This window comes from Sphingomonas montanisoli (assembly GCF_008274695.1).
GTDB lineage: Bacteria > Pseudomonadota > Alphaproteobacteria > Sphingomonadales > Sphingomonadaceae > Rhizorhabdus > Rhizorhabdus montanisoli.
The window spans coordinates 565698-578827 of record NZ_VTOU01000003.1 but is presented as its reverse complement, the minus strand read 5'-3'; the positions used below and the strand labels follow the sequence as shown (position 1 = coordinate 578827).

Genomic DNA, 13130 nt, shown 5'->3' with positions numbered 1-13130 from the left:
AAAGGCCGTGAAAGCCGCACCTTTGTGGCTTTCACGATTACACCGTCGCTAATTCGATCGCGCCAGTCCCCATTTCACGGCTATACCCTCGGCAGGCACCGGGCCGCTGATCACGATCTGACGGGTGTTGTGCGGCCGGCCGCGGCTGTCGATCCACAGGCTGTCCTCGATCGCGACCTCGCCGCCGATCGCGCGGAAGCGCCACATCGCCCCCTGCGCGATCCGAAGCACTGCGCCCGCGCCATCGCTGGTCGGCGACACATCGACGTCGGGCGACAAATGGAACCGGATCGCATAGTCGCCAGCGCCACTGCGCCCACGCCGACCCTGCGGCTCCAGCAGATCCTCGCCCATCACTTCGCGACCATCGGTGCTGAGCGCGATCCTGCGGCGGTGGACGAAGCCATAGCGGCGGACATAGCCGTCATGGCTCATGTCGATCCGGCTGCCGCGCACATCCTCGTCGCGGTCGACCTCGACCTGGGTCACGCCCGCGCCCAGCGTCCCGTCGGGGTGGGTCGCGGTCGAATTGCTGTCGGCGATCGTCAGCGTCGAATGCGCCGCTGTGCTGCGCAGCGCATGCGAAAGCTCCTCGGGCAGCGCGTTGGTCGCGCCCGTGCCGCCGCCGCAATTGACGATCATCCGCCACGGCCCGTCCGACATCTCCAGCGCCAGCGTCGATGCGCAGGCGCCGGTGGCGAAGCGGGTGGGGGATGGCGGGGCGGCGTCGACGACGATGCGGGCATGCCCCATCGCCAGCCGCTGATAACCCCATTCGCGCGACTGGCGGCGCGGGCGGGCGCGGACGCCGGTCGCCGCGATCACCGCGTCGAGCCGCCCGCCGTCGATCGGAGCGCAGCCCTGCCAGCTCGAAAGGCCGCCATCACCCATCGCGATCCCCATCAAGGCGGGCACGGCGCGGGCAAGCGCCTCGGTCATCGGTGCGGGCACGCGCTGGTCGCGCATGTCGTAGAAGCGCTTGAGCTGGCTCAGCAGCGCGATCAGGTCGGTCTGGTCGGCGGGGGATCGGCTGACGAAGCCGCCATCGGCATGGACCAGTTCGGCGAGCAGGCGGGCAAGGCCGCGCTCGCCGTGCAGTTGCCGCTCCTCGCCGCCGGGTACCAGCAGGCCGGCCGCGACCACGCCGATCCAGGCGGCGATCCGCGGCAGGCCGGGCATCGCCTTGTCCGCCTCCGCATCCAGATGCCGCGCGCCCTTGGCCAGCGCGTTGAGCACGGCGGTGCGATAGGCGGCATCGTCGGACGACAGGATCAGCGGCGCGTGCGCCCCCCAGAACAGGATGCGCCGTCCCCACAGGTCGGGCCGCCACGCGGTCTCGTGCACCTGCTTGCCATAGGCGTCGACCCAGCGGCGGGTCAGCATCTCGGCGATCGGCGCGACGCGGGTGCGCGGGCCGGCGGCGGAAAGCTCGCGCAGCCAGGCGAAGCTCTGCAGATAATCGGCGAAGGCGCGCGACATCTTGCGCGGGCGGAAATCGTAATCGGCGATCGCCACGCTCTCGCCCTGCCACACGATCTCGCCATCGAGCATCGCGCCGCCGCCGCGCACCAGCCCCTCGATCGGATCGACGGGCACGCCGAGCAGCTTGAGCGGATAGCGGCCGCGCAGGCGGAAGGCGTGGATGGGGGACCGCCAGGCGAGGATGTTGAACCCGCCCGCCAGCCGCTCGGCGAGCGAGCGGCCCTTGTCATGCTCGACGCGGATCAGCCGCTTTCCCGGCACCACTCCGTCGTCGGCAGCGGGCGGGCCGCTTTCGCTCACGCGGGTTGCGGCTCCCGGCGCTTCAGCGCCGCGATGTTGGCGGCATAATGGTCGGGCCCGCCCTTGAAGCTGGCGGTGCCCGCGACCAGCACGTTGGCGCCCGCCGCGATCGCGCGGGGCGCGGTGTTCACGTCGATGCCGCCGTCGACCTCAAGGTCGATATGCCGGCCGGTCTTGTCGATCATCTTGCGAATCGCTTCGATCTTGCGCAGCTGATTGTCGATGAAGCTCTGCCCGCCGAAGCCGGGGTTGACGCTCATCACCAGGACCAGGTCGATATCGTCGATCAGATAATCGAGCATCTTGGCGGGCGTCGCGGGGTTGAGCGAGATGCCGGCCCGTTTGCCCAGCGCCTTGATCCGCTGGACGGTGCGGTGGGTGTGTGGCCCCGCTTCGGGATGGACAGTGATGATGTCCGCGCCGGCATTGGCGAAATCCTCCAGGAAGGAATCGACCGGGGAGATCATCAGATGGACGTCGAAGGTCTTGGCCGAATGCGGGCGCAACGCCTTCACCACGGCGGGGCCGATCGTGATGTTCGGCACGAAATGGCCGTCCATCACGTCGACATGGATCCAGTCCGCCCCCGCCGCATCGATGGCGCGCACCTCCTCGCCCAGCTTGGCGAAGTCGGCGGACAGGATGGACGGAGAGATCAGGACAGGATTGCTCATCGACCCCGATTAGCCAACGCGCGATGAGCCGACAAGGCGGCGGAAGCGTACAATGAAGAAGCCGTCGGCACCGCCCTGTTCCGCGATGGCACCCGGGCGCACGCGGACGCGGCCGACCTTGTCGGGGACAAAACCGGTGGGCAGTTCATCCGCCGCGACCGGATCGAGCGCCCAATCGGTGGAATTGCGGGCGATGAAGCCCTTGGCGATCTGCTCGCCCTCGTCGGCCTCCAGCGAACACACCGCGTAGATCAACGTGCCGCCGGGCGCGACGAGGCTGGCGGCATGATCGATCAATCGTTCCTGCAGGGCGGCCATATCGGCGATGATGCGCGGCGTGGCGCGATACAGCACCTCGACATGGCGCCGGAAGATGCCGGTCGCCGAACAGGGCGCATCGAGCAGCACCGCGTCGAAGGCGGGCGCCGCGAAGGTTTCGGCATCGTGGACCACGACCTCGGCGGTCAGCCGGGTCCGTTCCAGATTTTCGCGCAACCGCTCGATCCGCGGTTCGGACATGTCGACGGCGGTCACGTTCCAGCCGGCGGCGGCGAGCTGCATGGTCTTGCCGCCGGGGGCCGCACACAGATCGAGCGCACGGCGGCCCTTGCCTTCGCCGACCAGGCGCACGGGAAGCGTCGCGGCGAGATCCTGAACCCACCACGCGCCTTCGTAATAGCCGTCGAGATCGAAGATGCGGCGGCCGGCGGGGATGCGCACATGGCCGGGGGCAAGGCTGACGCCTTCGAGCCGCGCGGCCCATTCGGCGGTGTCGAGGCCGGGCTTGAGGGTGAGGTCGACGGGCGGTGGGGCCGCGATCGAACGGCGGGCGGCTTCAACCGCATCCTTGCTCCAGCTGGCGGCCCAGCGCGCCTCGACCGCTTCGGGCAGGCGCGGCGGATCGGGCAGGGCCACGCCCTGCTTCATCAGGGTGCCGAAAACGCCGTGGACCAGCTTTCGCGGCCCGCCGTCGAGCAGGGGCAGGACGGTGCTGATCGCGGCGTGGTGCGGCGTGTTGAGGCTGAGCGCCTGGACCAGCGCGATGCGCAGCGCGAAGCGCGCCTTGGCATCGGGCGGCAGGTCACGCTCGGTCGCGGTGTCGATCAGCGCGTCGAGATCGGGCAGGCGCCGCAGCGTCTCGGCGGCGATCGCGTGGGCGAAAGCGCGGTCGTCGCCGCGATCGAGTTCGCCGCATGCCGCGTCCATCGCGGCCTCGAGCGGAACGCCACGGCGCAGCACCGCATCGAGGAGCTTGAGTGCGGCGCGGCGGGTGGGCGTTCCGGTGGGATCGTCGTTCATCGCGACCCCTTAGCAGTTTCGGCGCTCCCGCGAAGGGCGATCAACGCCGCCGGGTCGGATCGAGCGCGCTGACGCGTCGACGCGACTTAGGTACCGAGCTGTGCGCCACGACCGCAGGGCGCGGGGCGGCGGTGAGCAGGCCCATGTCATCGGCGATCGCTTCGAGTTCGGCGATGCGATTCTCGGTCGCCGGATGGGTGGAAAACATGCTGTCGCGCCCGCTGCCCGGCACGATGTAGAGCGCGGAGGCGGCCGGGTTGGCGCGCACCACCGGGCTGGGATTGCGGCTGGCCCCGTTGGCAAGCTTGGCGAGGGCGGAGGCAAGCGCGCGGGGCTTGCCCGAAATCTCCGCACCGCCGCGATCGGCGCCATATTCGCGATTCCGGCTGATCGCCATCTGCACGATCATCGCAGCGAAGGGGGCGACGAAGACGGCGAGGATCGTCGCGAGCACCTGCCCGCCGTCGCGATCGCGCCCGCCGCCGAAGAACATTCCGAAATTGGCGAGCATCGAGATTGCGCCCGCGATCGTCGCGGTCATCGTCATGATCAGGGTATCGCGGTTGCGGACGTGAGCGAGCTCGTGCGCCATCACGCCCTCGATCTCGTCGCGATCGAGAATGGCGAGCAGGCCGGTGGTCGCGGCGACGGCGGCATGCGCCGGGTCGCGTCCGGTGGCGAAGGCGTTGGGATGTTCGCTGTCGATCACATAGACGCGCGGCATCGGCAGGTTGGCACGCCGCGCGAGGCCGTGGACCAGCCCGACGAATTCGGGGCAGCTGGTGGCGTCCACCTCGCGCGCGCCATGCATGCGCAGCACGATGCTGTCGGCATTCCAGAAGGTGAACAGATTCATGCCGGCCGCGACCAGGAGCGCGATCATCGCGCCGCCTTTGCCGCCGATCGTAAAGCCCAACGCCATGAACAAAGCGGTCAGCGCCGCCAGCAACATGGTCGTCCGGATCGCGTTCATCTTGCCTTTGCTCCTCTCCCGCCCAATGTGGGGGGAAGACGAGGTTTCTTCAATTGCGGATGGACGTGCGATGACTGGCAAGCGCCCCGATCATGTCAAACCCCCGGCGCACCTGTCGCCCAGCCCGCCGGTGCCCGAACCGCAGGAGGTGCCCATCGCCCCTGAGGCCGGCGGCCGCAAGGGTCCCGATCCCACGCGCTATGGCGACTATGAGCTGAACGGGATCGCCGTGGATTTTTGATGTTTCGATCGTCTCCCTTGGGAGAGGATTACTCGTCCGTCGTATCAATCGCCTGAACCACCGGCACCGGCTGTAGCAGCGCCGCCGTTTCGATCTTGTCGAGCGCGACGCGGGCCTGAACGTAGCGGCGGGCGAGCGCGACCCAATCGGCGACGGCCTTCTGCTGCGGCAGGCGCGCGACTTCGGCGAGCGCAGCGTCGACACGGCCGGCCGCCAGATAATCGCGGGCGCGGGCGATCCGATCGACGGGCAGCGGCGATGGAGCGTCCGCCTTGCGGATGCGGATCATCTCGCCCAGCTCGCGCCGGACGCCGTCCCACCAGCCTTCTTCGATCGTCGGCCCCTGGGTCAGCGGGGCGATGACGTCGAGTTGCTGGCGGAGCTGTTCGATCGTCACCGGCTGGCGCGAGGCGCTGATCGCGGTGGCGATGCCCTGCGGTTCGACCCCGCCGAAACGCTCGCGCAGCAAGCCTTCGAGATAGCCGAGCGGCTGGCCGCGATCGATCGCGCGGCGCGCGGCGAAGGCGAGCAGCAACGCTTCGGCGCGGGATGCTTCGCCGGTTGCGGTCTGCGTCTTGCGATCGAGCTGGTCGACCTTGTCCTCCAGCGTCTCGATCCGCTGGTCGACCTGCTCGGCCGGGATCGGCATCGCGGCGGGCGCGGGCGTCGGGATGGCGCGTGGCGTGGCGACCGGCTGGCGCACGACGACAGGCTTCTGGGGGTGCAGGCGATCGGCGACCTCGTCATACCGATGGACGAGCCATCCCATCGCACCCATTCCCAGCAACAACGCGAACAGCACCATCAACAAGATGGGCATCACCGAGCGGCGCGGCGCGGAAGATGAATAGGGATCGGTCGCCATAGGCGTGTTTAGTGGCACAGACGCGCGGCCGCCGCCAGCAGCGCGATGTCATCGGGCTTGGGGGCCGTGATCGTGGCGCCCCAGCCCGTGCCGGCGTCGGCCAGGATGGCGGGTGAAAGCGCCGCGATGCCGATCCCGGCGCGGGTGATCCCGTCCTGATCCACCAGTTCGGCGAAGCGCTGTGCCGCGCGGCCCGAATGGAGCAGCACGATCGCGCCGCCCGCCGTCAGTGCGGTGCGTGTGCCCTGGCCCAGCTGGCCGGCAGCCGCGCTTTCATAGACGATGCGGCGATCGACCACGACGTCGGGGTGGGCCGCGTCGCGATGCTCGACGCCGGCGAGGTGCAGCGCGCGCTTCACGCCTTCCTCGGCCAGCGTGGCAAGCAGAGCATTCGCATCGCCCCGGCCGGTGTGGATATCGGGAAAGCCTTCGGCCTTGAGCGCGCGGGCGGTAGCGGATCCGACGGCATAAGCCGGAAGGTCGCGATACTGGCGCAGCGCCTTGCCCGCCTGGCGCACGGCGTTGGCGCTGGTGACGATCAGCGCCTCATAGTCCGCGGCGGGCGGCGCATCCCAGGCGACGGATTCGATGCGGAAGATCGGTGAGACATAGGGGTTCCAACCTTGTTCGCGCGCCAGCTTCATCGTCTGGGTCGCGCCGGGTTCGGGACGCAGGATGATGAGCGCGGGGCGGCTCATTGTTCGGTTGCCAAAGGGCCGGCGAACAGCGAACGCAGGGCAGGGGAGGCGCGGTCTAGCAGGCGGGTGGCAAGGGCGTGGGCATCGGCCTCCGCCTCTTCGACACGCAGCATCGCATCGTCGGCGACATGCTCGCGACCATCTTCGGTCAGGATTTCGGCGCGCAGATGAATGCCGCCACCGCTCTCGATCGCGAGCGCGGCGATCGGTGATCGGCAATCGCCGCCAAGGGCCGCAAGCAAGGCGCGTTCGGCCGAGACGCAGACGTGGGTCGGCGCATGATCGATCGCGGCCAGCAGCGCGCGCATCTCGGCATTGTCCGCCAGCGTTTCGATCCCGACGGCGCCCTGCGCTGGGGCGGGTAGCATCTCGTCGACGCGCACGACATGGCCGACATCGTCGCGGCCGAGCCGATCGAGGCCCGCAGCGGCGAGCAACGTCGCGTCCGCCTCGCCATCGGTCAGCTTCCTCAGCCGCGTATCGACATTGCCCCGGAACAGCACGATCGCGGCATCGGGCCGCGCGCGCAGGATCTGGGCCGAACGGCGGGGCGAGGAGGTACCGACGCGCGCACCTTGCGGCAGGTTCGCGATCGATTCGACGCCGATCAGCCTGTCGCGCACGTCGGCTCGCTCGAGCATCGCGGCGATCGCGATCTCCGCCGGGCGGATCGTTTCGACGTCTTTCATCGAATGGACCGCAAAGTCGATCTCACCCGCGGTTAGCGCGCGATCGAGTTCCTTGGTCCACAAGGCCTTGCCGCCAACCTCGGCCAGCTTGCGATCCTGGATGCGATCCCCGCTTGTCTTGATTTCGACGATCTCGATCGCGCCTTCGCCCCAGCCATGCGCATCGCGCAGCGCGGCGATCACCATCCGCGCCTGGGTAAGCGCAAGCGGCGAGCCGCGGGTGCCGAGGCGCAGGGGACGGTCGGGGCGGGGAGATATAGTCATTGCGCCGCCTCATAAGCGGGCTGGGCCCCAAGCGGAAGAGTCAGACCGCCTGCAAAACCTCGCCCGCTTTGCGCCAGCTGCGGCGCAGTGCCATCGCGATCATGCCGAAGCCGCAAATCAGCATCATCCAGGTCGCAGGTTCGGGCACCGGCGCGACGTTGATCGTGCCCGAATAGCTCGAATTGGTGCCGCTGGTCCCGCTGATCTGGAACAGGTTGGTCGTGCCCTGCGCGACCGCATTGTTGATGAAGCGGAATTCGTTCTGCCCGCTGGAGCCGATATCGAATGCCTGCCCGTTCAGCGTGACGCCGGTGAAATCGATGTCCTGCTCCCCCTGCAGCCCGTCCTGATAGGTCGAGCTGATCGTGGCGGAAATCATCCAGCCGACAGGCAACGCGCCGAGATCGATCGTGTCGGAGAACATTGGGCTGTCGGTCAGGTCGTTTCCGAACACGCCGGTGCTGCCGTTGAAGCTGAGAAACGTTGAGGCCGAAGCCGGTATCGGTACGGCCATCAACACGGCCGAAAGGATCGCGAAGGATCGACGCAAAACCACCACCCCTTATTGTGTCGTAAACGTACAATTAACGATTGCGTACTTTGTTCCGAAATCGGATCAATTCCGCGGTTTTCGACATTCGTGGCACGACCGGGTAGAGGCGCGCGCATGGCCATCATCCTCGGCATCGAATCAAGCTGCGACGAGACCGCCGCCGCGCTGGTGAGCGACGATGGCCGGGTGCTGTCGCATCGCCTCGCGGGGCAGGAGGCGGCGCACCGGCCGTTCGGCGGGGTGGTGCCCGAGCTGGCGGCGCGCGCGCATGTCGAGATGGCGACCCCCCTGGTCGAAGCCGCGCTGGCCGATGCGGGGCTGACGCTGAGCCAGGTCGACGCGATCGCCGCGACCGCAGGCCCGGGGCTGATCGGCGGGGTGATGGTCGGCCTGATGACGGGCAAGGCGCTCGCCCACGCGGCGGGCAAGCCGCTGATCGCGGTCAACCATCTGGAAGGACATGCGCTGTCGCCGCGCCTCGCGGATCGCGACCTGCGCTTCCCCTATCTGCTGCTGCTGGCGTCGGGCGGGCATTGCCAGCTGCTGCTGGTGCGTGGCGTGGGCGATTATGCCCGCCTTGCGACCACGATCGACGATGCGGCGGGCGAGGCGTTCGACAAGACCGCCAAGCTGCTTGGCCTCGGCTTTCCCGGCGGCCCCGCGGTCGAAGCGGCGGCGCGCGAGGGCGATCCGAAAGCGGTGAAGCTGCCGCGCCCGCTGGTCGGCACCGCCGAACCGCATTTCTCTTTCGCGGGCCTGAAAAGCGCGGTGCTGCGCGCCCGCGACGCCGGCATCCATCGGTCTGCCGACATTGCCGCGTCGTTCCAGCAGGCCGTCGTCGATTGCCTTGTCGATCGCACCCGCCGCGCGCTGGATCGCGCCGAGGGGGCGACCGCGCTGGTCGTCGCGGGCGGGGTCGCGGCCAATGAAGCCGTGCGCACCGCGCTCGCGGGGCTGGCGGGGGACAATGGCTTGCGGTTCGTGGCGCCGCCCTTGTGGCTGTGCACCGACAATGGCGCGATGATCGCGTGGGCGGGAGCAGAGCGCTTCGCGGCGGGTTTGTTCGACGGGATGGAGACGCCGCCGCGCGCGCGCTGGCCGCTCGATCCCACGGCCGAAAAGGCGCGGGGAGCAGGGGTGAAGGCATGAGCTTTACAAAGCTGGGCGTGATCGGTGGCGGCGCGTGGGGCACCGCGATGGCGCAGGTAATCGCGTCGGACGGGTCGGACGTCCTGCTGTGGGCGCGCGAGGCCGAGGTGGTCGACTCGGTCAACGCCAGCCATGCCAACCCGCTGTTTCTGCCGGTCATCCCGCTGTCGCCGAAGATTCGCGCGACGGCGGCGCTCGCCGATCTGGCGGATTGCGACGCGCTGGTCATCGTCGTGCCCGCGCAATTCCTGCGATCGGTGCTGGCCGAGCTGCCTGCGGGTGACGCGCCGCTGATCCTGTGCGCCAAGGGGATCGAGGCGGGCACGCAATTGCTGATGTCCGAAGTCGCTGCCGAAGTCCGGCCCGCATCGCCGATCGCGGTTCTTTCGGGGCCCACCTTCGCGCATGAAGTGGCGGCGGGACAGCCGACCGCGATCACGCTCGCCTGCGCCGACGCCGATCTCGGTCGCGCGCTTGCGGCCCGGCTCGCGCGGCCCGGCTTCCGGCCCTACTCGAGCGACGATGTCGTCGGCGCGGAGATTGGCGGCGCGGTGAAGAACGTTCTCGCGATCGCCTGCGGCGTCGTCGAAGGCGCGGGGCTGGGGCAGAATGCGCGCGCGGCGCTGATCAGCCGGGGCTTTGCGGAAATGGTCCGCTTCGGCCTGGCGCGGGGCGCGCGCGTCGAAACGCTGTCGGGGCTTGCGGGCCTGGGCGACCTCGTCCTCACCTGTTCGTCGACCAGCAGTCGCAATTTCTCGCTGGGCAAGGGGCTGGGCGAGGGCATCCCGGCATCCGAACTGCTCGCCGATCGCCGCACCGTGGCCGAGGGCGCCTCGACCGCGCCGGTTCTGGCACAGGCAGCGAAGGCGGTCGGCGTCGAGATGCCGATCGTCGGCGCGGTCAACGCGCTGCTCGCCGGCGAAGCGAGCGTGCGCGCGGTGGTCGATCAGCTATTGGCGCGACCACTCCGCGCCGAGGGCGCCTGAAGCTGGTCTTTATCCTTCCCCGGCGGGGCAGGATTAAAATCAGTTCGGGTTATCCGCGGTGCCGCCGCCCTGGCTTACGCCGCCGACCCGGCCGATATTGCCGAACAGTTCGGAGAAGAAGCCGCGATCGCGGCCCAGCGTCGGCGTCTTTTCGCCATAGATCGAGACGCGCGCGACCTTTTCGATCCCCGAACGTTCGACCGAGGCGACATTCCCCTTGGCGTCGAAATGGACGATCAGGGTGGTCTGGGCGATCGGGCGCGGGTTGCGGAAGGCGATCTGGCGCGTGTCGCGGGCGACATAATACCAGGTCTTGTCGCCGTCGAACTGGCCCGCGAAGCTCGGACGGCCCAGCGTCTTGGACACCGATTCGCGGTTGTCGACGCCCGGTTGCACCGTGCCGATCAGCGTGCTGTCGACGACATAGCCCTTGTGATCGCGGATCCGCGCGCATGCCCCGGACAGGCCGGCGAGGGCGATCGCAGCGCAGATCGCCGCGGCGCGCGACAGCTTGATGGACATGCGAAACTCCCTGGGAACGGAACACGGAAACCGACACTCTTCGCACGAACCATTGCGCCCGACGCGAAGCGCCTCAATATGCTGCGCCGATGGGGCGTGGCAAGATGGCCGCGTACCATGATGACAAGAAGGACGTGCTTGGTGAATTTGGTGAAGAAGCTGCTGACGCGGCGTGATCCGCGAACGCAGCTGGTTCCGCTCTACAATTCGGTGGTGCAGACCGCGCGCCAGCCGTGGTGGTATGCCGAGGCGGGCGTGCCCGACACGCTCGACGGCCGGTTCGACATGATCGCGGCGATCCTCTCGCTGCTGCTGCTGCGCCTGGAGGCGGAAGGCAATCCGGGGCTGGAGCCCGTCGCGCGGCTGACCGAGATCTTCATCGACGACATGGACGGGCAGTTGCGCCAGATCGGGATCGGCGACGTGGTGGTCGGCAAGCAGATCGGGCGGATGATCTCGGCGATCGGCGGCCGGCTGACCGCCTATCGCGAGGCGATGAATGCGGACGAGGGGCTTCAGCCCGCCTTGATTCGCAACCTGTGGCGGGGCGAGCCGGGACCGGAGGCGCGGCCGGATATGGTCGCCGAAGCGATGCTCGCGCTCGCCGCGCGGCTGGCCGAAACCGATTGGCCGACGCTGCGTGATCAGGGACTGCCGACCGCATGACCCCCGAATTTTCCCGCACCTACCGGATCGATACGCTCGGCGAAGGCGCGCGCGAGGTTGCGATCGAAGCCGACGAGGCCGAACGCGCCAAGCTGGCGGCTCGATTTGGCCTGATCTCGGTCGATCGGCTCGCGGCCAAGGCGTCGATCGGCACGAAGAACGGCGTCATCGTCGCCGAGGGCACGATCGACGCGGTGGTCGTCCAGGCTTGTGTCGCCAGCGGCACGCCGATGCCTGCGACGGTACGCGAGCCGTTCGTGCTGAAGTTCGTCGCTGCCACCGGCCCGGGCACGGCCGACGACGAGATCGAGCTGACCGAGGCCGATTGCGACGTCGTCGAATATGAAGGCAGCGCCATCGATCTGGGCGAGGCCGTCGCCGAGACGATGGTCCTCGCGCTCGATCCCTTCCCGCGCTCGCCCGACGCCGACGAAGTGTTGAAGGCGGCGGGGGTGCTGGGTGAGGGCGAGACTGGCCCGTTCGCGGCGCTCAAGGCGCTGAAGGACAAGCTCGGCTGAAGCGCAGGACGGCATAGCCGGCGATCGCCGACAGGATCGATCCGGCCAGCACGCCGATCTTGACCTCGTCGATCAGGATCGGATCGTTGAAGGCGAGGCCGCCGATGAACAGGCTCATCGTGAAGCCGATCCCGCACAACAGGGCGACGCCATAGACCTGCGTCCAGCTCGCCCCGCCGGGGCGGGCGGCCCATCCAAGCGCCACGGCGGCGCGCACGCTGGCGAAGATGCCGACCTGCTTGCCCAGGAACAGGCCCAAGGCCACTGCGACCGGCAGCGGGGCGAAGACTTGCGCCCAGCCAATCCCGCCCAGTGCGACGCCGGCATTGGCGAAGCCGAACAAGGGCACGATCGCGAAGGCGACCCAGGGGTGCAGCGCATGTTCGAGCCGGTGGAGCGGCGAGGCGGCGTCTTCGGGCGCGGCCGGCGATAGCGACAGCGGGATCGTGAGCGCAGCGACAACGCCCGCGATCGTCGCATGGACGCCTGACAAATAGGTTGCGATCCAAAGCGGCACTGCGAGCAGCAGATAAGGCCAGAGTCGCCGCACGCCTGCCCGGTTCAGCGCCCACATCGCCGCCACGCAGATGGCGGCCGCAAGCAAGGCCGGGCCGCTGATACTGGGGGTGTAGGCGACTGCGATGATCGCAACGGCGCCCATATCGTCGACGATCGCGACTGTGGTCAGGAACAGTTTTAGTGACGCGGGTGCGCGGCTGCCGAGCAGGGCCAGCACGCCGATCGCGAAGGCGATGTCGGTGGCGGACGGGATCGCCCAGCCGCGCGCCGCGCCGCCATCGAACCCTGCAATCCCCAGATAAACGAGTGCGGGCACGATCATCCCGGCCCCGGCCGCGACGAAGGGCAGGATGCGATCGGACCACTGCGAGAGATGGCCGTCGAGGAATTCGCGTTTGATCTCCAGCCCCACCAGCAGGAAGAACAGGGCCATCGCCGCATCGTTGATCCAGTGATGGATCGACAGCGGCCCCGCTTTGGCGTGGAGCAGGTGGAAATAGGGTTCGGCCAGCGGGCTGTTCGCGACGATCATCGCGGCGGCGGCCGACAGGATCAGGACGATGCCGCCGGCCGCTTCAGTGTGAAGGAAGTGGCGGATCGCGGAAATGGGACGGATCTGCATGGGACCGACCTAGCCAGCGGGGTGGCTCGCGACAACCGAAGATGGCGGCGGCATCCAGATTAATGGACAGGACAGTCGCCACCTCCTAGCGACCGTGCAATTCGTGTTGA

At 68.6% G+C, this 13130-nt stretch carries 15 protein-coding genes; 5 read left to right on the top strand and 10 right to left on the bottom strand.

Going from position 1 to position 13130, the window contains the following annotated elements:
* Nucleotides 1–48 precede the first annotated feature (48 nt).
* Genes FYJ91_RS14035 through htpX form a run of 4 tightly spaced genes read right to left on the bottom strand, consistent with a single transcriptional unit; the run spans nt 49 to nt 4728 of the window.
* The gene (locus FYJ91_RS14035; RefSeq protein WP_149522891.1) at nt 49–1782 is read right to left on the bottom strand and encodes a heparinase II/III family protein; all 1734 of its coding nucleotides are present in this window, start codon (nt 1780–1782) and stop codon (nt 49–51) included.
* A complete protein-coding gene (gene rpe, locus FYJ91_RS14030; protein WP_149522890.1) occupies nt 1779–2456 on the bottom strand; it encodes a ribulose-phosphate 3-epimerase in 678 nt (225 codons plus the stop codon). The genes FYJ91_RS14035 and rpe overlap by 4 nt, the downstream gene beginning before the upstream one ends.
* A 9-nt stretch (nt 2457–2465) precedes the next feature.
* Complete coding sequence (locus FYJ91_RS14025; RefSeq protein ID WP_149522889.1) at nt 2466–3755, bottom strand: RsmB/NOP family class I SAM-dependent RNA methyltransferase; 1290 nt, start codon at nt 3753–3755, stop codon at nt 2466–2468.
* A 40-nt stretch (nt 3756–3795) separates the two neighbouring features.
* Nucleotides 3796–4728, bottom strand: a complete 933-nt coding sequence (gene htpX / locus FYJ91_RS14020; protein WP_149522888.1) for a zinc metalloprotease HtpX — start codon at nt 4726–4728, stop codon at nt 3796–3798.
* A gap of 70 nt (nt 4729–4798) precedes the next feature.
* Between htpX and FYJ91_RS14015 the strand changes: the two genes are divergently transcribed.
* Complete coding sequence (locus FYJ91_RS14015; protein WP_149522887.1) at nt 4799–4969, top strand: DUF1674 domain-containing protein; 171 nt, start codon at nt 4799–4801, stop codon at nt 4967–4969.
* Nucleotides 4970–4997: 28 nt separating this feature from the next.
* Here the strand turns inward: FYJ91_RS14015 and FYJ91_RS14010 are convergent, their stop codons facing one another.
* From FYJ91_RS14010 to FYJ91_RS13995, 4 genes are read right to left on the bottom strand one after another with little or no spacing between them, the layout of a single operon-like run.
* Entirely contained in the window at nt 4998–5789 is a 792-nt protein-coding gene (locus FYJ91_RS14010) for a YbbN family protein (protein WP_246152631.1), read from the bottom strand.
* Nucleotides 5790–5842: 53 nt separating this feature from the next.
* A complete protein-coding gene (locus FYJ91_RS14005) occupies nt 5843–6532 on the bottom strand; it encodes a uroporphyrinogen-III synthase (RefSeq protein ID WP_149522885.1) in 690 nt (229 codons plus the stop codon).
* Nucleotides 6529–7485 (bottom strand): hydroxymethylbilane synthase, encoded by a 957-nt coding sequence (gene hemC, locus FYJ91_RS14000; RefSeq protein WP_149522884.1) that lies wholly within the window; start codon nt 7483–7485, stop codon nt 6529–6531. The genes FYJ91_RS14005 and hemC overlap by 4 nt, the downstream gene beginning before the upstream one ends.
* Nucleotides 7486–7525: 40 nt before the next feature.
* The gene (locus tag FYJ91_RS13995) at nt 7526–8035 is read right to left on the bottom strand and encodes an FxDxF family PEP-CTERM protein (RefSeq protein WP_149522883.1); all 510 of its coding nucleotides are present in this window, start codon (nt 8033–8035) and stop codon (nt 7526–7528) included.
* A 117-nt stretch (nt 8036–8152) separates the two neighbouring features.
* Here FYJ91_RS13995 and tsaD point away from each other — a divergent pair, with 117 nt between their 5' ends.
* Nucleotides 8153–9187 carry a tRNA (adenosine(37)-N6)-threonylcarbamoyltransferase complex transferase subunit TsaD gene (gene tsaD / locus FYJ91_RS13990; protein ID WP_149522882.1) on the top strand — a complete coding sequence of 345 codons (1035 nt, stop codon included), beginning with the start codon at nt 8153–8155 and terminating at the stop codon, nt 9185–9187.
* Nucleotides 9184–10173 (top strand): NAD(P)H-dependent glycerol-3-phosphate dehydrogenase, encoded by a 990-nt coding sequence (locus FYJ91_RS13985; protein WP_149522881.1) that lies wholly within the window; start codon nt 9184–9186, stop codon nt 10171–10173. The genes tsaD and FYJ91_RS13985 overlap by 4 nt, the downstream gene beginning before the upstream one ends.
* A gap of 39 nt (nt 10174–10212) precedes the next feature.
* Here the strand turns inward: FYJ91_RS13985 and FYJ91_RS13980 are convergent, their stop codons facing one another.
* Nucleotides 10213–10695: an outer membrane protein assembly factor BamE gene (locus FYJ91_RS13980; protein ID WP_149522880.1), complete on the bottom strand. Its 483-nt coding sequence runs from the start codon at nt 10693–10695 to the stop codon at nt 10213–10215.
* A 141-nt stretch (nt 10696–10836) separates the two neighbouring features.
* On the opposite strand from FYJ91_RS13980, the gene FYJ91_RS13975 reads away from it, so the two are divergent.
* Both FYJ91_RS13975 and FYJ91_RS13970 read left to right on the top strand, forming a co-directional pair.
* On the top strand, nt 10837–11361 hold the full coding sequence (locus FYJ91_RS13975) for a ubiquinol-cytochrome C chaperone family protein (RefSeq protein ID WP_246152630.1): 525 nt from the start codon (nt 10837–10839) through the stop codon (nt 11359–11361).
* The gene (locus FYJ91_RS13970) at nt 11358–11879 is read left to right on the top strand and encodes a YceD family protein (protein WP_149522879.1); all 522 of its coding nucleotides are present in this window, start codon (nt 11358–11360) and stop codon (nt 11877–11879) included. The genes FYJ91_RS13975 and FYJ91_RS13970 overlap by 4 nt, the downstream gene beginning before the upstream one ends.
* On the opposite strand, the gene nhaA is transcribed toward FYJ91_RS13970, so the two are convergent.
* Complete coding sequence (gene nhaA / locus FYJ91_RS13965) at nt 11851–13020, bottom strand: Na+/H+ antiporter NhaA (RefSeq protein WP_149522878.1); 1170 nt, start codon at nt 13018–13020, stop codon at nt 11851–11853. The genes FYJ91_RS13970 and nhaA overlap by 29 nt on opposite strands.
* Between the last annotated feature and the right edge of the window lie 110 nt (nt 13021–13130).